This is a genomic window from Chryseobacterium daecheongense (assembly GCF_003729955.1).
Taxonomy (GTDB): Bacteria; Bacteroidota; Bacteroidia; order Flavobacteriales; family Weeksellaceae; genus Chryseobacterium; species Chryseobacterium daecheongense.
This window is the reverse complement of the sequence record NZ_RJTX01000002.1, coordinates 631,332-649,661: the sequence shown is the minus strand read 5'-3', so window position 1 is coordinate 649,661 and position 18,330 is coordinate 631,332. Positions and strand designations below refer to the sequence as shown.

The 18,330-nt window shown below is 35.0% G+C and carries 14 protein-coding genes; 2 read left to right on the top strand and 12 right to left on the bottom strand.

Going from position 1 to position 18,330, the window contains the following annotated elements; genetic code table 11:
• Positions 1–514 precede the first annotated feature (514 nt).
• From EGI05_RS11480 to pckA, 5 genes are read right to left on the bottom strand one after another with little or no spacing between them, the layout of a single operon-like run.
• Positions 515–1,111: a methyltransferase domain-containing protein gene (locus EGI05_RS11480; RefSeq protein ID WP_123263159.1), complete on the bottom strand. Its 597-nt coding sequence runs from the start codon at positions 1,109–1,111 to the stop codon at positions 515–517.
• Positions 1,108–1,479: a glycine cleavage system protein H gene (locus EGI05_RS11475; protein ID WP_123263158.1), complete on the bottom strand. Its 372-nt coding sequence runs from the start codon at positions 1,477–1,479 to the stop codon at positions 1,108–1,110. Before EGI05_RS11475 ends, EGI05_RS11480 begins: the two co-directional genes overlap by 4 nt.
• Positions 1,480–1,504: 25 nt before the next feature.
• Positions 1,505–2,602: a glycine cleavage system aminomethyltransferase GcvT gene (gene gcvT / locus EGI05_RS11470; RefSeq protein ID WP_123263157.1), complete on the bottom strand. Its 1,098-nt coding sequence runs from the start codon at positions 2,600–2,602 to the stop codon at positions 1,505–1,507.
• A 3-nt stretch (positions 2,603–2,605) separates the two neighbouring features.
• Entirely contained in the window at positions 2,606–2,986 is a 381-nt protein-coding gene (gcvH, locus tag EGI05_RS11465; RefSeq protein WP_123263156.1) for a glycine cleavage system protein GcvH, read from the bottom strand.
• A 42-nt stretch (positions 2,987–3,028) separates the two neighbouring features.
• Complete coding sequence (gene pckA / locus EGI05_RS11460; RefSeq protein WP_123263155.1) at positions 3,029–4,618, bottom strand: phosphoenolpyruvate carboxykinase (ATP); 1,590 nt, start codon at positions 4,616–4,618, stop codon at positions 3,029–3,031.
• Positions 4,619–4,747: 129 nt separating this feature from the next.
• On the opposite strand from pckA, the gene EGI05_RS11455 reads away from it, so the two are divergent.
• Together EGI05_RS11455 and EGI05_RS11450 are read left to right on the top strand one after the other, a co-directional pair.
• Complete coding sequence (locus EGI05_RS11455) at positions 4,748–5,431, top strand: Crp/Fnr family transcriptional regulator (RefSeq protein ID WP_123263154.1); 684 nt, start codon at positions 4,748–4,750, stop codon at positions 5,429–5,431.
• Between the two features lie 84 nt (positions 5,432–5,515).
• Entirely contained in the window at positions 5,516–6,241 is a 726-nt protein-coding gene (locus EGI05_RS11450; protein ID WP_123263153.1) for a YoaK family protein, read from the top strand.
• Positions 6,242–6,259: 18 nt separating this feature from the next.
• On the opposite strand, the gene EGI05_RS11445 is transcribed toward EGI05_RS11450, so the two are convergent.
• The 7 genes from EGI05_RS11445 to EGI05_RS11415 all read right to left on the bottom strand — a co-directional run bounded on the left by EGI05_RS11445 (position 6,260) and on the right by EGI05_RS11415 (position 18,322).
• Positions 6,260–6,724 (bottom strand): heme-binding domain-containing protein, encoded by a 465-nt coding sequence (locus tag EGI05_RS11445; protein WP_123263152.1) that lies wholly within the window; start codon positions 6,722–6,724, stop codon positions 6,260–6,262.
• A 51-nt stretch (positions 6,725–6,775) separates the two neighbouring features.
• Positions 6,776–7,921: an efflux RND transporter periplasmic adaptor subunit gene (locus tag EGI05_RS11440; protein ID WP_123263151.1), complete on the bottom strand. Its 1,146-nt coding sequence runs from the start codon at positions 7,919–7,921 to the stop codon at positions 6,776–6,778.
• 2 nt (positions 7,922–7,923) lie between these two features.
• The gene (locus EGI05_RS11435; protein ID WP_123263150.1) at positions 7,924–12,267 is read right to left on the bottom strand and encodes a CusA/CzcA family heavy metal efflux RND transporter; all 4,344 of its coding nucleotides are present in this window, start codon (positions 12,265–12,267) and stop codon (positions 7,924–7,926) included.
• Positions 12,268–12,409: 142 nt separating this feature from the next.
• A complete protein-coding gene (locus EGI05_RS11430; protein WP_123263149.1) occupies positions 12,410–12,796 on the bottom strand; it encodes a hypothetical protein in 387 nt (128 codons plus the stop codon).
• A gap of 993 nt (positions 12,797–13,789) precedes the next feature.
• Positions 13,790–14,116: a hypothetical protein gene (locus tag EGI05_RS11425; RefSeq protein WP_123263148.1), complete on the bottom strand. Its 327-nt coding sequence runs from the start codon at positions 14,114–14,116 to the stop codon at positions 13,790–13,792.
• A gap of 140 nt (positions 14,117–14,256) precedes the next feature.
• Entirely contained in the window at positions 14,257–14,679 is a 423-nt protein-coding gene (locus EGI05_RS11420; RefSeq protein WP_123263147.1) for a hypothetical protein, read from the bottom strand.
• A 10-nt stretch (positions 14,680–14,689) separates the two neighbouring features.
• Positions 14,690–18,322, bottom strand: coding sequence for a DUF6443 domain-containing protein (locus EGI05_RS11415; RefSeq protein ID WP_166668335.1), 3,633 nt, complete (start codon positions 18,320–18,322; stop codon positions 14,690–14,692).
• Positions 18,323–18,330: the final 8 nt, after the last annotated feature.

Here is an 18,330-nt window from a genome sequence, read left to right as displayed (position 1 = left end):
GAAAAAGTACAAATCCAAATATATAAATTGCTACTTTAATATATCCTAACAAAAAACATTAAAAATTAAAATGTTCCATTTTTATAATTGGGGACATCCTATCCCTTGTTAAGAATATTACTTCTACTCATATGTTTTAACGATAATTAAAAAAAACTCTATATAAAATGAGACTTAAGGTTTAATCATTGGTAGAGCCTCATTTCAAATATAAATAATGCATCCATATTAATAAAAAACATTACCACAAAATTGTGGCAATGCTTAAAAAAAATAGTAATGTCAAACCAACATATTTATGGACAACAAATTGGTTTTATAACTGACGGGATAAAAAATATCAAGATTTTTCATCAATTAATCAATACACAGTCTTTGGATAAAAGGTATTACTACAAATTGTAGTAATACCCAAAAAACATACATAATATTCAGACCACATATGTATTATACTTTTGCATTCTCTGTACTTGCAAGCTTTTATCCCAAAAATAGAGTTTCTTGATTCATAAAATCATGATACTTTTTTCCAAAAACTCAAAAACCCATTGCATGCGGAATCTACCAATTCGAAGCTTCCCGGAATTTCATCCCATTTACTCCAGTAGGTAACCAGACGGGTTCCAACAGGAGTTTTATGTAATTGCTCTTTTACATAGTCTGAATAGGAATGATACAAATCATTATCAGGAAGTATGGTATGATCAATTGGGAATGAAGTATCTATGTTTTCAAAAAAGGAATTAAAAAAATAAAATGCTTCATAATTGGAAAAATTAATTTTATTGATATTGGAATTAATGAATTCTACATTAGTGATATTATGCCTCTCTGCTATTTTCCTTGATATCTTAGTCAGAGATGATCTTTGTTCCACTCCATAAAAAAATCCCGTTGTAGAAGCAGCACCAACTAGGCAAAACTTTCCTGCACCAGCACCAATATCAAGTACTTTCTTACCCGGGCTATCCACTAAATATTCCGCTGCCATTTTAGCCACTGCAACGGGTGTCCAGTGTCTTTCTGCCACTGCCTGTATATTAGGCGGATATATCCCATTGAAAACGGCATCTTTTACATTCATATTCTGCCTAAGCTGTTTAAAAATCATTTTATTATTTGTGTATATTCTTTATATGTCAAAAATTCGCCCGCAGAGATATTGGCTGAAAGAATAAAAAACCAGCAATTGTAAGGATCCGTATTGATATGGGAAGGCTTTATAGTTATATTTTGATTTACTTCTATAATCTTACAATCACAAGGAGCTATAAGCTGAAAGGTCTTATTGATTCCATATACACTTCCCCAAGATTCACCTTTTCGTATGACGCCTTGTTTTTCATTAAATTCAATCAGGTGAATTTCTCCTATTTCTTTTTGGGCAAAATCTGTGATACCGATACAAAAATCATATATTCCAATTTTTCTTAACCACAAGTGATTTTCAGTATAATAAAAATTTTTAAGAACGATCATACAACTTTATAATCTAATAAATAACCTATTTTTTAATGAATGGAGTTTTAACAATGATAGCTTTGACAGGCTTATTTCTAATATTAATGAAAACTTCACTTCCCGGCTTAGAGTTTTCAATGGAAACATACCCCATTCCTATCGCTCTTTTTAATGTAGGAGACATGGTGCCGGAAGTAACCGTGCCAATAATTTGATGGTTACTATCCCAAATTTCATAGCCATGACGGGGGATTCCTTTGCCTTTAATTTCAAAACCAGCCAATTCTTTAATAATTCCTTTATTTTTTTGAATATTTAAAAATCCACTATGAACAAAATCCTTAGTAAATTTTGTTATCCAACCCAAACCGGCTTCCAAAGGTGAAGTGAAATCATTAATATCATTTCCGTAAAGGCAATACCCCATCTCCAAACGTAATGTATCTCTTGCTGCCAATCCGATCGGTTCAATACCATCATCTTTTCCAGCAGTAAATATGGCCTCCCATAAATGGGTTGCATATTTGTTTTCTACATATATTTCAAATCCTTTCTCTCCTGTATATCCTGTTGATGAGATCAAAACATTCGGAATATGAGCAAATTCACCGATAGTGAAAGTATAAGATTCCATCTTCTCTAAATTGACATCAGTAAGCTTCTGTAAAACTTTCATAGATTTAGGTCCCTGAACAGCCAACAGAGAAACGGAATCTGAAATATTATTTATCTCAGCTCCAAATGAATTGTGGCTTTTAATCCAGTCCAGATCTTTTTCTATGTTCGAAGCATTAACAACCAGTAGATAATCATTTTCACTTATCTTATACACCAGCAAATCATCCACGATTCCACCAGTGTCATTTGGCATACAGCTATATTGAGCTTTTCCGGAATAAAGTTTTGAAACATCATTGCTAGTAATCTTCTGGATTAACTCCAGGGAGCCTTTACCTTGTATTGAGATCTCTCCCATATGAGATACATCAAAAACTCCAACACCATTCCTTACCGTGTCATGTTCATGATTAACTCCTTTGTACTGAACGGGCATTTCATAGCCTGCATATTCTACCATCTTCCCTCCGAAAACATGGTGCATGGCATTAAATGCCGTTTTCTTTAATTTTACTGCTTCCATTGATTATTGCCCGATTAAGGATGCATACGAATCGGATCTCAATAGCCCTTCCGCATCAAAAAGATTCTCCACCTTAATTTTAATCATCCAGCCCTCTCCATAAGGATCAGAATTTACTAATTCAGGATGGGTTTCTAATTTGGGATTAATCTCCAATATTTCTCCTGCAAGAGGCAAAAATAAATCAGATACTGTTTTAACTGCTTCCACTGTTCCAAACACGTCATGTTGTTTCAAATCTTCTCCTAAAGTTTCAATTTCTACGTATACGATATCACCTAATTCATGCTGAGCAAAATCGGTAATCCCAATATAGGCCGTATCGTTTTCTAATCTAACCCATTCATGATCTTCTGTATATAAAAGGTTTTCAGGAATCTTCATTATTACTAAATCTTTTGTAGTTTATCTATATTATTCTATCATTTAATTTTGGACCAACGGGCCTCCATTCAGTATTTCTTTATCCGCAAAGGATTCAAAAGACTTAAAGTTTTGCACAAACTGCGCAGCAAGATGCAATGCTGTTTCATCATATTCCGAGGATTTATTCCAAGTGTTTCTAGGGTTTAAAATCTCAGATGGAACACCTTCACACTCCACCGGCATTTGAAGTCCAAATACGGGATCTTTTATGAAATCTACTTTTTCCAGTTTATTTTCAAGGACTGCTGAGATCATAGCTCTGGTATAAGCCAGCTTTATACGCTCTCCGATACCATAAGCACCTCCGGACCAGCCAGTATTAATAAGCCAAACATTGATGTTACTTCCTTTTAGCTTCTTTCCTAACAGCTCCGCATACTTCGTAGGATGAAGCGGTAAAAAAGGCTTGCCAAAACATGCCGAAAAGGTTGTCTGTGGTTCTGTAATACCAGCTTCAGTGCCAGCCACTTTTGCAGTATAACCTGAAATAAAATGATACATAGCCTGCCCTACCGATAATTTTGATATGGGAGGAAGAACTCCGAATGCATCACAGGTTAAAAAGAAAATATGATCAGGAGTTTTTCCTATGGAAGGATGCACCGCATTATCAATGAAGTCAATCGGATAAGCGGCTCGTGTATTTTCTGTTACTGAAACGTTATCATAATCAACAATATCTGTTCCTTCAAAAAACCGGACATTCTCAAGTAAAGTTCCTGAACGGATTGCTGAAAATATCTGCGGTTCTTTTTCTTTACTCAAATTAACACATTTGGCGTAACAACCTCCTTCAAAGTTAAAAACACTTTCATGATCCCACCCGTGTTCATCATCACCGATTAACTTTCTTGAGGGATCTGCCGAAAGCGTTGTTTTTCCTGTTCCTGAGAGTCCAAAAAATACGGATGTATCTCCCCTGGTCCCAATGTTGGCAGAGCAGTGCATAGAGAGCACATTTTTCTCAAACGGCAGGATATAGTTCAATACTGTAAAAATTCCCTTTTTGATTTCGCCGGTATAGGCACTTCCTCCAATAAGAATTATTTTCCTGGTGAAGTTGATAATCGTAAAATTATGCTGACGGGTATTGTGAATTTCGGGATCAGCCTTGAAATCGGGAGCATTAAGGATTAGCCATTCATGCTGAAAAGTTTCCAGTTCCTTTTCCGTAGGTCGGAGAAAAAGATTGTTGACAAATAAATTGGACCAGGCAGTCTCGGTGATAACTTTTATATTGAGCCTATATTCAGGTTTTGCACAAGCATAAACGTCTCTTACATATATATCCCTGTCTGAAAGATGTGCAATAACACTATCATATAACCTGTCAAAATCCTCCGGATTAAAAGGTTGATTAACCTCTCCCCACCAAATAGAATCTCTGGTATTATCATCAATAACGATATACTTATCTTTTGGCGAACGGCCGGTAAATTCACCCGTATCACAAGCCAAAGCACCTGAACTTGTAATAATTCCCTGATTTTTTCTCAGAGTTTGAGATATCAACTGGGATACAGACAAATTGCTATAGACTTCTTTATTAGGTATTATTCCAATTTTCCTTAAAGATTCTAAATATTCCATAAAATAAATTCCGGTTTCAATGGTTACAAAAATAATTGCTTTATAGAGAAGGATAAATGATGCATATCTTTCATAAACTTGATTTAAGTCAAATTTATATTGACATAAAATTACCTAATTTAGTAACCCATGATTTCAAAGTTTATTTTTAATAATCAATATCTTTTTGAGGAGCTTTCTGAATATGATAAGGAGATGCTTCAAAAAGTAATGCAGGTTAAAAATTATCGTAAAAATGATGCTATATTCACCGAAGGAACTATTCCTAATGGTATATTTTTTTTAAAAAAAGGGAAAGTAAAAAAATATAAGGTGGACAATGATGGCAGAGAACAAATTATTTACATCTATAATGCAGGAGAATTTTTTGGATATTCAGCGATATTAAGTAATGACTCTTACGGGGATACCACTCAAACCATCGAAAATTCTGTTATTGCTTTTATCTCAAAGGAGGATTTTTTAAGTATCCTTGATCGGTCAGAGATATTTTCTAAACTGCTTCTTAAAAGCCTTAGCCATGAATTCAGTGTAATGGCTAACCTGATGACAGTTCTGTCTCAGCGCACTGTAAGGGAGCGTGTGGCACTCAGCTTATTAATCCTGCATAAGAAATATAAATCGGATATTTCAGATAAAGTATACATCACTCTTTCCCGGGCTGATCTCGCCAATATGGTAGGAACAGCTAATGAAACATTGGCCCGGATACTTCATGATTTCAGGGAAGATCATCTCATTGTAATGGAAGGAAGAAAAATACAATTAACAGACTTGGAAAGACTTACCCGTATTGCAAATATCTACAGATAAATAATCTTTTTGCTTTATACTCTCCTCTGATAAACTGCATATTTGTTTTTTCCGCCATAAATAATAACTTTAAAGGAATGATCCATGTTTAGACATAAAGGGAAAGGACGAACCTACTCCCATAATTTAAAACTAGCTTCTATCTTATCTTGTGTTGCAGGGTTAGTGAATATCACAGGGGTTCTCTCTGTAAGTACACTCACCACCAATGTTACAGGGCATTTTGCTTATTTCTCTGAAGAACTGTTTTTAAAGAATTATAAGATGGCATTTATTTATTTGTTCTATATTTTGTTTTTCTTACTGGGTGCCTTTTTTTCGGGAATTATTATAGAATGGGCCTCAAAACACAAATCTCACACTTCTTATATAATTCCTTTGTCTGTTGAAATTATAATCATGCTTGCTGTTGGTTTTTCACCCGAACTCTTACCAGACCGTCCTTCTGTTCCCCTTATAATTTCTTCGGCATTGCTTTTTGCCATGGGACTTCAAAATGCCCTTGTTACCCGTGTATCTCAATCAGTTGTAAGAACCACTCATCTCACAGGGCTTTTTACAGATTTAGGAATAGAGTTGTCACAACTCCTTTTTAACAAAGAAAAAGGAAGAAGAATTCAACTGAATAAAAGTATCTTCTTAAAATTAATGATCATTAGCTGTTTCTTTTTGGGCGGAATCATTGGTGGATTCTCCTATCAGCATTTTCAATTGAAGACCCTTTTTATTCCGGTTGCTTTACTATTATTTGCCCAATGGTATGATAGACTTTTATTTAAATACTATTCCCTGAAAAGAAGATTAAGATAACCTCTGCCTTTTCAGCTGTTATTCGATCTGTTTTTTAATTTCAGCTGCCCACTTTTCTATTTCTGATTTATCTGCGGAAGATAATTTTGCATTATGATGGATAACTGTATATGAAGTAAGAGGCATTTCTCCGTTTGTTACCGTCTCAGCAATCTCATCTAATTTTTCCAATTTTTTTTCATTAGAGTATGTGTTGAATTCATCAAAATTCAAATGTCGTTTTCCTGAATTGACATGGTCTGCCAACCACCATTTTATTGGCTGTATCCTACTGTACCATGGATAAGCTGTATTATTAGAATGACAATCATAACAGCTTGTTTTTAGTAAACCCCGTACATGAGATGGCACCTGATAATGTTTTTCAATTGCATTTTCTGAGGGCGCAGCTGCTATATTTTCATCAGTATCAAAAAATTGAATAATAATTATCAATAGCACAATAAGTCCGGCTCCTTTTTTTATTAAAGATGATGTTTTCATTATTTTTATATCTTATTTAATTTTTTAGAATAATTCTTCATTTATTACAAGCTATTCTTCTTCTGTATTTTTAAGTTTCATAAGAAGTGTATAGGCATTTTTGGTTACAATTTTTTTATTATTAAAATCATTAAAATTGAGTATCTGTATGAATCCGTTTTCAGTTTCACCCAATGTTACAGGAGTTAACCTGTAGGTCTGCTTTTTTTCTTCGACAAAAACAAAGTCTTTCCCCTCAAAATTAACTATGCTCTCTTCGGGAACTGCGTTGGAGAAAGAAGTACTCGTTTCTATTTCGGCATTCATATACATTCCAGGAACAAGGCTCTGGTCATATTTTTCAAAATGGCAATGTACTTCAGCCCAACCTCCGGGATTGACATCTTTACTTATCAATAAGATTTCTCCATAATACTTTTTATCCGGATCGGTATTAGTATATGCTGCAAATCGTTGCCCTTTGTTCAGGTTTTGCAAATCCTTTTCATATACTTTAAGATTAAGATGGATATCATCCGGATTAATTAATTCAAAAAGCACATCAGATGGATTTACATATTTTCCAATATTCACATTTACCTTACTGACAAAACCGTTAATACTGCTATAAACAGGTACGCTTTTCGTAATGTTTCCTGAGCTTAGTGATTCGGGGTTGATATTGATAAGACGAAGCTGTTGAGCCAGAGAGTTCATTAAGATCTTCTGGTTGTTCATTTCAGACTGTGCCTGCTGCATCACCTTATCACTGGTTGCCTGGCTTTGGTTTAGTGTTTTCTGACGGTTATAGTCCAATTGGGCAAAATGCAATTTAGATTTTGCCATCAAATAATCCTGCTGAAGCTGTATAAACTGTGGATTTTCAATAACAGCGATCACCTGTCCTTTTGATACAGGTTTACCGGGAAGCAGACTGCTCGATGTAAGGTATCCCCCTAAAGGAATACTGACTGAAACCAAATTTTGCGGAGGTACATCAATCATTCCGTTAAGCTTTAAAACCGAAGAAATCTTCTGTAAAGAAAGCGTTGTTGTTTCTATCGGAGCATTTCGCAATTGGGCATCGGTAAGAACTACTACATTTTCATCTTTAGAGGCAGCAGAAACCGTCTCTATTTTTTCATGGTCTTTACATTGGTAAAATATGAGTAATCCTATGGATAAGGAATATGATATAATTTTAAGTTTAAATTTCATTGTTAAGGATTTAAAGTAATGTATTCCAGTTCTATACCGCTTTGATTCAGTTTCCATACAGCGTCGGTATAATTATTCTTTAAGGTAATCGCCTGATTGACCAGTATGACAAACTCCAGATAATTAATCTCCCCGGCAAGAAACTGTTTTTTAGCTGTTTCAGTAATGACATCCGCATTTTTCAATTCTGAGCTTTCATATCGGGAAACAATATCAAGATTGGTCTGATAGATATGCGCTGTCTTTTTAAGTTGACTTTTCAAAGCAAATTCCGTATTTATCAAATCGTTTTCAGCAACTGATTCAGCAATTTTAGCGGCCTGTATTCTTGACTTCTGTCCTCCTGAAAAAACAGGAACAGAAACCCCCAGCTGTACGGAATGAAACTGTGGTGCAGAGTTGTATACGTTATCATCAGCACCCATTCCTCTGAAGCTGTTGAGATTGTAAGCTAGCTGAAGCCCAGGAAGCATTTTTGCCTTTTCAAGAACAATCTGTTGCTCATATACATTTTTCTGCTGCTGCAGTACTTTGATGGCAGGATGTAGGCTAAGCTCATCTTGAAGACCGCCATGAAAAATTTTCTGATCTTCCGGCAGAAAATCTGTTTCGGAATTTAAAAGCCACTGAAGCTGATATCCTAAAACAGAAAGTTCCTGCTCTACCTGCTTTAACTGAATTTCTATCGCTGACTTCTGGTTGGAAGCTGTTGTTTTTTCCAGAATATTACTCTCCCCTGCCTTCAAACGAAGGCTTGCTTTATCCAGAAAATCAGTATATAGCTTTAAAGTTTCCTGAAGGAGTTTTTCTTTTTCTTTCCAATATAAAATATTATAAAAAGTAAGACTCACCGCTTTCTTTAGCTCATATTCTTTAAAAGAAACGTTTAACATGGATTTTTTCCATTCTTCCGTGTATACATTCTTCTGTTTTTTATACATTGTTGGAAATGCTATATTCTGTGATACCCCGAATTTCATATCGTTATAAGCACTATTGATCTGCCCGTAATCCATTGTAATTCCTGTCTGTGGAATATCATTGGCCGATTTGATCAACGCTTTTGAATACTCCGTTTTAAGTTTTTCATTGTTAAGGTTTCTATTGTTCTCCAATGCCATATTAATAGCATTCTGCAAACTGATCGGAGTTTGGGATTTAATCCCGATTCCTGCTAGACCGAAAATCAAAATCAATACAGCTGCCAAGTTTTTATTATTCTTTTTTTTCATTTTAAATCCTTTTTCAATATTTACGTAAAGCAATGGTAAAACGAACAGGGTAAGAAAAGTAGCCACCATCAGCCCACCAATAACGACAGTTGCCAAAGGCCGCTGTACCTCTGCTCCGGCACCATTACTGACAGCCATTGGAATAAATCCTAATGAGGCCACAAAAGCCGTCATCAGAACGGGACGAAGCCTTGATTCTCCTCCGTCTACAATAATTCTGACAATATTTGTAATTCCTCTCTTCCGCAGGCGATTAAATTCTGAAATTAAAACGATCCCATTCAATACCGCCACTCCAAAAAGCGCAATGAATCCTACTCCGGCACTGATACTAAAAGGCATTCCTCTGAGTGCCATCAGAAATACTCCCCCAATAATAGAAAGTGGAATTGCAGTATAGATCAGTAAACTTTCTTTAATGGAATTAAAAGCCAGAAACAGCATCACAAAAATAAGAGCCAATGCGATCGGAACCGCAATCATAAGACGCTGTTTGGCTTTATTAAGATTTTCAAATGATCCTCCATAGGTCATATAATATCCTGTGGGAAGTTTCATTTTTTGGTCTGCTTTATGCTGAAGTTCTTCCACAATACTTTGTACATCTCTGCCTTTTATATTGAAGCCCACTACAATTCTTCTCTGGGCATTTTCTCTCTGAATCTGATTAGGACCATTTTTTACCTCTATTTTGGCAAGTTGGGATAGCGGGATCTGATTTCCGAAAGGAGTGGGTACCAAGAGATTCTTAATATCGGTAACATTTTTGCGATCTTTAGTATCAAGCCGCACCACCATATCGAAACGCTTTTCACCTTCAAAAACCAATCCTGTACTTTGTCCTGCGAATGCTGTATTAACAATCCTGTTGATGTCTGCGATAGACAGATGATACTGAGCAATCAGCGGACGATTATACTCTATGATCACCTGTGGCATTCCGGAAACAGGCTCTATATAAAGATTCTGAGTTCCTTCAACTGTTTCTATAATTTGCCCTAGTTTCTGGGCATTTTGTGAAAGAACATCCAGGTCTTCGCCAAAAATTTTGATTACTACATCTTGTCTTGCTCCCGTCATTAATTCATTAAAGCGCATCTGAACAGGGAACTGGAAACTGGCAGTAATTCCAGGGACGTCCTGAAGTTGTTTCCCCATCTTCTCGGCCAATTCCGGAAAAGTGGAAGCTGAAGTCCATTCTTTTTTATCTTTTAAAATCACCATCATATCAGAGGCATCCATTGGCATGGGATCGGTGGGAACTTCCCCGCTTCCAATCTTTGTAACAACCTTTTCCACTTCCGGAAATCTGGATTTGAGAATATGAGCTGCTTTCTGGGTACTTTCAATAGTCGTTGTCAAGTTACTTCCCGGCAAAACCCTGGTATCTACTGCGAAATCACCTTCTTCAAGAGAAGGAATAAATTCCCCTCCCATTCTGGATAAGATGAAAACAGCCATTATAAACAGGACTGCCACAATCACAAAAACCGTTTTAGAAATTCTAAGAAGCTTAAGCAAAGTATTAAGATAAATCTTCTCTGCTTTCTTCATGATTCTATCTGAAAAAGTAGGTTTTTCACTTCTTTTTCTCAGTAAAACAGCACTCATCATCGGAATATAAGTCAGAGACAGTAAAAACGCCCCCAGCAATGCAAAAGCAACAGTCTGAGCCATCGGTTTGAACATTTTCCCTTCAATTCCCTGTAAAGTAAGGATTGGAAGATAAACAATCAGGATAATGATCTGCCCGAAAACGGCGCTGTTCATCATTTTTCCCGCAGAATCTACAACTATAGTATCCATTTCTGATGGTCCGACAGATAATATCTTTTTAAACTTTGAATTATGGCTGAACTGATGTAAAACAGATTCCACAATGATCACTGCTCCATCGATAATCAATCCGAAATCCAGAGCCCCAAGGCTCATCAGGTTACCGCTGACTCCAAAAAGATTCATCATACAGATGGCAAACAGCATCGCAAGAGGAATTACCGAAGCCACCAATAAACCTGCTCTTATATTTCCAAGGAATAATACGAGAACAAAAACAACAATCAACGCCCCTTCTGTAAGGTTCTTTTCGACAGTACCAATGGCATTGTTCACCATCTTGGTACGATCCAGGAAAGGCTCTATCACTACTCCTTTGGGAAGGGTCTTCTGAACCTGGGCAATTTTTTCTTTTACATTTTTTATAACCTGATTGCTGTTTTCACCTTTCAGCATCATAACTACAGCCCCTGAGACCTCTCCCTGATCATTAAAGGTCATTGCTCCATAGCGGGTTGCAAAGCCAGGTTTCACTTCTGCAATGTCTCTTATAAACAATGGAACATCATTTGTTTTTGTAGCAATAGAAATATTGTTGATTTCTTCAATACTTCCTACCAGCCCCTCACTTCTGATATATAAAACAGTAGGTCCCTTTTCAATATAAGCTCCACCCGTATTTTGATTATTGGCCTGAAGGGCATCAAAAACATCATTGATGGTAATTCCATAGGCGTTCAACTTGTCGGGATTTACTGCAATTTCATATTGTTTCAGTTTGCCTCCGAAACTGCTGATTTCTGCTACTCCTTTTACTCCTAAAAGCTGCCTTCTTACAATCCAATCCTGAATCGTACGAAGTTCTGTGATATTGTATCTCTTTTCATATCCTTTTTCAGGCCTTATGACATATTGAAAAATTTCTCCAAGCCCCGTAGAAATAGGGCCAAGTTCCGGGTTTCCTATTCCTTGCGGAATGACAGCTTTCACCTGCTGCAGCCTTTCTGCAACCTGTTGCCGAGCCCAATAGATGTCAACATCATCTTCAAAGACAATGGTAACCAAAGACAGCCCAAATCTGGAAAAGCTCCTGATTTCCTTTAATCCTGAAATATTATTATTCGCCTGTTCTATAGGAAAAGTGACAAGGCGCTCTATATCCGTTGCACCAAAAGAAGGCGCAGTGGTAATAACCTGTACCTGATTGTTGGTGATATCAGGCACCGCATCTATCGGTAATTTTGTGACCTGATAGGCCCCTACTCCAATGAGCCCTAATACCAACAATGCAATAATGAGTTTATTCTTTACTGAAAACTCAATGATTTTTGTAAGCATAAAGTGATTGATTAATCTTAATTATTGTGATAAAACCAATATACTGAAACATAAATCCCAGTGCATCTGCATCTCATGCAGGCACTTATATATATGTAAACAGAATACCTTCTCAGTTCAAAAAATGACTGAGAAATACAGATTAAGATTGATGGAATCTTGGCGGCTGCCAGATAGAATTGAGTATTTCTTTATGGTAAAGAATACTTTTATAAAGAGTATTCTTGATCTCATGAGGATTGTATATTTTCTCCGTAAAATAAAAATCTACAGACGGATTGATGGTAAAAACCACAGAAAGAAGGCTTACGTGGGAGACAAAAGGTAGTTTCTGATCCTGGTCGTGATCACTATCTTTCACAGGATGGTCGTAATGGATTTTCAGAAATGCTGTAAGCGACATTTCAGGATTGAGGTTTTTATGCTGAAAATAATGCTCAATGAGAAGTGGCATTTTTAAAAGCTGATACACTTCGGTTGTAGAAACCAAATATAATGATAACAACAATATGGAAATCAGCTTTTTCACTCTGTCAAAATTATGAAATATTTCATTAAGAATGATTTTAAATAAATATGATAAACTTAAATGTACACTATAATTTCAATTATTTTATAATCTGTTTATTAGTGTCGATACATAGTAAAATTGTCTTTTTATGTAAAATTCCAATTACAATCAACAATTCCAAAAAGCCGAAAGCCAATTCCAAATTGCCGAGAAATTATAATTTATACTCTCAAGTGCTAAATTCTTATAGTAATTGACAAGTTTTTTCGATTGTAATTTTTCTGTGATTTCCATTGATGTTATGATTTGTGTTTAAATAATTACCAGTAGCTTCCTGCGAGAAAGGTAAGCCTTATGAAAGTGAAAGTATGACCCAAGCTTAATCTATGTTTGGGGAGAGGTTTTCAAGCTGCTCATCATTATAAAACACAGCAAACATACCGTCTTCAAAAGCCTGAATGACATTTTCCTGTGCTTTCCCAAAATCAGCTTTTTTGTTGTTATAAATGCTGGCAAAGCCTATTTTTCCGGTATCTGTAAGAATGTTAAGATAGTTTTCTTGTGGAGCTTTTAAGTAATCCTCATCCTCCTTTTCAAATTATTTCTCATTAAAGATTTCTACCTGTTGTTAGACAATGAGCTTTAATAAGTCTTATAATGTAATATTAGGATGATTGTAAGCAATTTCAAGTGTTTGCTCTGAGAGGAGAGGATGTTTCTTACCTAGTTGTTTTACTGTAATTCTGATTTCCATAGTATATTTAGTTGGTGGAGAATAAATATAGAGATTTTTTGTGTTAGTTTAACTTAAAATAATACTATTTCAAGTAAAAGACTAAAACAAATTAAAAAATACCGACTCAATTAAGGGCCGGTATATATTAATTTATAATTATAAGAATTATCAAATATTTTATAGTTTGAATAAAAAATCAAAAAACTATATGTCCTATATGATTATGTAAATCTTTTGTGAATCAATTAAAAAATTATGGTATTGACTTCAAAACACTAAATATAAGTGAGTTTTGGAAGAATACTAAAAATACTATACCAATAAAGCACAACAATTAATATGATTAGTATCCATACAATAATGCCTCCAATTCTATTAGTTTTTTTAGCCAACAAGTCAAATTCTTTTATTATCGTTTTCCATTTATCCTCATGTTCAAAAATATACCAATTTAAAATAATAAAAGAAAATCCTATAATAACTGTGGAAATGTCAATACTACTATAATCTGAGCTTTCAATTGGAATATTAAATAAATAATATATTTTACCAAAGAAACTAACCAAATTTCCAAAACTGTCAAAACTAAAAAAGCTTTCCAATCGGTCCAAATTTTATTTAGGTTCATGAGCCCATAATATGAACTTATAGGGTCCAGCCTGATTAAACCCTTTATCTATATCACTTTGAAAATCATTAGCTCCATTAAAGAAACCTAGCCCCCCTTGACCTCCATTTCCATTCATCTATATTGTACCCAATCTATTTGACTCATTAAATAAAATGAAAAAATCAGATTAGCAATAATAAATAATATTATTCCAAAAACAATCCATCCCCCCAATAGATTTTTTTCTCTAGGCAGTCTATCAAATTCTTTAACTATATTTTTCCATTGATACTTATGATGAAAAATAAAATAATTGAATAATATAATTGGAATTATGATTAAAAATATATCAAAATTGCTTTCACTGAGATGTATATAACGATTGAAGAATATTTTATAATAAATAAATAATGAGGTTATTATAAAATAAAATAATACATCCAATACCAAACTTGCTTTCCAATCACTCCAAAATTTACCTCCTAGTTCATCAGAGGTATATTCTATTGATTTATAAATCTTATAGAAAAAATAATAATATGCTTTTTTTATCATAGCTTAAATTCTATGCTCCATTTGGAGCCATTGTTCCCCAATCAATACTATAATCCGATTTATGTTCTGCTGTTTCGATATCATTCATTACTCCATTCCAACCGGTACCATTACCATAGAATGCATCAATACCAAAGTAAAATACACCATAAATTGCACCAGGAGTTCCACCCCATGTTCCAATGGCTCCCATAATTGTATTAATACCTGCTTTAGCTGGAATAACAGCATTTGGTGAATTGGGATTATCATAATAATTTATTACCCCTTTAATGTCCATACCTACTCCGAGACCAAAAGAAACTTTACCTAGTATACCGCCCATTTTTCCAATTTTAGAAATAGGGACAGTAGCTTTTGTCATTGGTGCTTTTCCAAATAAATTTAAATTTCTTCCTGCCAAAGTATAATTTCCGGAAATACCTCTTCTAACACCTTGTGCATACATATTTTCAGATTGTATAATTCCAACAAAACCAGTTAAAGTTGCACTTGTACCAAAAAACCAGTTTCCTTGCCCCGCAGGACCATACCATTTATCTGGAAGTAATCCATTATTTACATATTTATCAAAATGACTTTTAAATTGTTCAACCCATGTGGATTTATCCCCTTTAAGTACTAACATTGGAAGTTCTTTATAAATTATAGGAATATATATGTTGCCTATACCTGCATAATTATTAAAAGATCCATTTGCGCTTCCAAAGCTGTCTCCAAAACCATTTCCTCCAGAGTTACCGCCTAATGTTGTATTTAAACTAATATAATTTCCTTCATAACCCAGTAGTACACCTCCGCCGCTTTCAAAACCACTTCCAGTGTTTTCCCAAAAAGTGTTTTGTCCTGCTGGAGAAGAATTCCACATTGCAGACATAAACTCATCAGAAATTCTTCCATCAGGGTCTACGAATAAAATAGGATTATTCATTACATAAGCATATGGACTTGAAAAATGATATTTCTCCGAAAGCTGATCCATACCATTCCATCTTCCTACATCCGGCATATATTGTCTCCAACCGTAATCTAAATTACCATTGGTTTGGAGTTCTTTTCCGTTATAAAGATATTTAAATTTATTATTAGTTATATCTCCGGTATTATATCCTGCGTGTTTAAGCCCAAATGCATAATAGTTATTTTCTTCCAGAATAACTGGTTTGCCATCGCTTCCTTTCGCATAAGAAATCCTAATATTTCCTAGGTGATCTTTGTACTGATATACATATCTGTTGTTAACGAAATCAAAATATCCTTCTTCATTAGAAACAACAGACAAAGTAATTGCTCCTGATATGCTCGTATATTGGAAGTTGCCTAAGTAATCAGTTACTGCCGATCCATTAGTCATTTGCATTTTAGCTCCGTCAGCCGAATAGATATAATTTGTAGTAAGAGCTTTATTGTTATTGGTGATTTTTGATGGGAGATTCAGGAAATTATAAGTAATACCTGTGTAACCTTTATCCACATGATTAGTCATATTTCCGTTTGCATCATATGAGATAGTGTTGCCCCCATCCGGATACCCTGAAATATTATGACTGGCATCTTTTACGAATGATAGTCTGTTTCCATCATAAGTATATTCAAGTCTGTCAATCTGTTCTGGCTGTCCATTTACCCCTTTGGAATTTCGGTAGAACATGGTAATGTTCCCATTCAAGTCATAGGCTACCGACTCATTGTAAAACTCATTCACAGGTACAGTGCTTGTGGTTTCTGAATAATTAGCGTCTACGAGCCTGTTTAAGGGGTCATATTGATATGAATACCTTCTTAAAACCCCATCATTTCCAGTCGCCCAATCTACCTGTGCTATATTGCCGTTATACCTTGGAGAAGCATAACCCGGGTAAAGGGTATTGGTATATTTCATTTCATATCCGAAAAGCTTTCCATTTAAATTTGACGGATCATTGATCTTGTTCAGCCAACCACGAATATTATATTCATAATCTATACTTTGAAGATTATTTCCTATCTTTTTATTGATAACCTGCCCCAAATCATTATAGGTATACTCAGAAAGCAGTTCTTCAGCATTAGAATTAATTTGTTGATAATGCTGAGAAATGTAGTTCTGGGGAGTATATACAAACCGATCTTTAATTATTACTTCGGCTGTAGCCGTATTTCGGGAATGATAGGTGTCCATCTTTTTTGTTTTCCCTGAAAAATCAAGTTCTGATTCTGTTTTTGTAAAACCACCTAAATGATTTTTTCCATAAGTTCCAATTGGTCTACCCAAAGTATCATACCAGATAACGGCAGAAGACCAGTTATCATTTTCAACATTTTTAGTATAGCTTACTGTAGGAGAAGCTTTCGTGCTTCTTGTTGATGACAATCCATTGGAAGTAATGGCTGTTGGCGTTGAAGAAAGTGTAGTCTGGTTTTGTATTTGTGTAGGTTGTGCAGGAGCATTAGCAGGATAAGTATCATAGTAATTAACAGACGACAAAGACACCCATTTCGTAGAATTAGGATATGTTGTATCCGGATTATCATAATATACATCCATTCCTTGTCTATTGTAGAAAACATAATCTATTCTATTTACATTGTTTAAGCCAAGCCCATTTACCATGTTTTGCTCCGCAACTCTTGATGAACCTGTACTGATTCCTGTAATGGCAATTCTTCCAAATCTATCATATTTTGTATATAGCCATTGTCCTTTAACTCTTAAATTTCCATCCTGAGTAGCAACCAATCTGTTTTGACTGTCGTACACCAGATATTCCCAATCCTTCCCCGGCAACTTTCTTTCCACCAATCTGTTGTATTTATCATATTTATATTGATAACATAATTGATCCTGCAAGGTTGATGTTAATGTAGAAATTGAAGCTTTAGGTGGAATAATAAGCGAAAGATTTCCAAACTCATCATAAACATAGTAAGTATCAACGTTTTCTGTATTACCATCAGGTTTTCTATTAATCTGCCTAACTAGTATATTCTGCTTGTCACTATTAGTAAAAGTCTGTGTTTCATTACCATCTTCATCTTTTGATACAACTTTAAGCAAAATACTAGGATTATAATATCCATTGGTTGTATAAGTATTATCTGAAGCAATACTAACAGATACGTCATTAATTTGTGTTGAAGAATTCCACGACGTAAAAGCTTTGAATCTTTTTACTTCATTAGCTCCATTAAGCAGATATTCTATTTTTTTTGTATTGGTTCCACTCATTTGCCAGTCGGCCCCCGGAGCTGCTGCGTTCTCAACTCTTGCTAAAGGAGATTTTTCAACTTTTATTTCAGAAAAAGCATTATTAACCCCATAGTAAGTATTAACCGTATTTTCTGTAATTCCTGTAATGAAAGCTCCATTTTGAGAATTAACAGGCAAAGGCAGATATGCTTTAGTTTGTTTTCCGTCGTTATCATAGATCGAATGAACAACCATATCTTTCCCGGAAGGAGAAGCTTTGATGACAGTACTTTGCTTTGGTCTTCCTAAGCCGTCAAAATATTGTACACTTTGTACTTGGGCTGCATTAGACTGTTCTGATGTAACCGGTTCCAGATAGGTTCTGTTATAAATATAGTTTTCTGATGGCGTTAAATTCTGAGCCTGAAACCGGGCAACGATCAGGATAGGTATTATTAATATGATCTTTTTCATAATTGTGT